2 protein-coding genes are annotated in these 1,348 nt (G+C 46.4%); both read left to right on the top strand.

Annotated elements, in window-relative coordinates; all coding sequences use genetic code 11:
- Window positions 1–583, top strand: a 583-nt coding sequence (locus A3738_RS21825) for a glycine--tRNA ligase subunit alpha (RefSeq protein WP_156504405.1), incomplete at its 5' end; no start/stop codon positions are given.
- A 2-nt stretch (window positions 584–585) separates the two neighbouring features.
- Window positions 586–1,348 (top strand): glycine--tRNA ligase subunit beta (locus A3738_RS21820; protein WP_156504404.1); only part of this gene is annotated, 763 nt, incomplete at its 3' end.

Genomic DNA, 1,348 nt, shown 5'->3' with positions numbered 1-1,348 from the left:
AGGTGCGTGGGGTCTTGGTTGGGAAGTTTGGCTCAACGGCATGGAAGTTACTCAGTTCACCTACTTCCAACAGGTTGGCGGCATTGAATGCTATCCAGTCACCGGCGAAATCACCTACGGACTAGAACGTATTGCAATGTATTTGCAAGGCGTCGACAGCGTATACGACTTAGTATGGGCACATGGCCCTGACGGCGACGTCACATACGGTGACGTATTCCATCAAAACGAAGTAGAAATGTCGACATACAACTTTGAACAAGCTGACGTTCCATCTTTGTTCAAGAACTTCGACACTTATGAGTCTGAAAGCCAACGTTTGATTGAACTAGGCCTTCCACTTCCAGCATACGAACTTGTTTTGAAGGCGTCACACACGTTCAACATGCTAGATGCACGTCATGCTATTTCTGTGACCGAACGTCAACGCTTTATCCTTCGTGTTCGCAGTCTTGCACGCGCCGTTGCACAATCTTATTTCGATACCAGAATGAAGCTTGGTTTCCCTCTCGCGTCAGATGAGCTGCGTGATGAAGTGATCGCAAAAACCGAAGCCGCCAATGCAGACAAAGGGAGTAAGTAATCGTGTCTAGCAAAGATTTCCTGATTGAACTTGGTACGGAAGAACTCCCACCAAAAGCACTTAAAAAACTCTCAGATGCGTTCAGCCAAGGCATTTTAAGCGGTTTAGATGAAGCTGGCATTTCATACAAGGATCATAAAAGCTATGCAGCGCCTCGCCGCCTTGCCCTAGAGATTTCAGATCTAGCACTGCAACAAGCGGACAAAGAAATTGAAAAACGCGGCCCATCAAAGAAAGCCGCTTTTGACGACGCTGGCGAGCCAAGCCGAGCTCTACTTGGCTTCACAAAATCACTAGGCATTGAGCCAAGTGACTTAGAAGAGATGGAAACCCCTAAGGGCACATGGTTGATTTATCGCTCGACGGAATCAGGCAAAGCAACAAAAGATTTAATCAGCGACATTGTGGCCCAATCTCTTGCGAAACTGCCAATTCCAAAGCGTATGCGTTGGGGAGCAAAGAAAGAAGAATTCGTTCGCCCAGTACAATGGGTCGTCATGCTTCTTGGAGAAGAAGTTGTGTCTGGCGAAACTATGGGGATCACGCATGGCAACATGAGTCGTGGACACCGCTTCATGAGCACTGGTGAAATTCAAATTAATACGCCGTCTGAGTACGAAAGTAAGCTCAAAACTGAAGGCAAGGTCATGGTTAATTACGAAGAGCGTAAAGCCTTGATCAAATCTGGCGTAGAAAAAATAGCACTCACAGTAAATGGTATCGCGATTATCGATGATGATTTACTAGATGAAGTAAACTCACTGA

This window comes from Oleiphilus sp. HI0066 (assembly GCF_001635725.1).
Note: the sequence above shows the minus strand (reverse complement) of the source record. Positions and strands in the feature narration are given on the sequence as shown.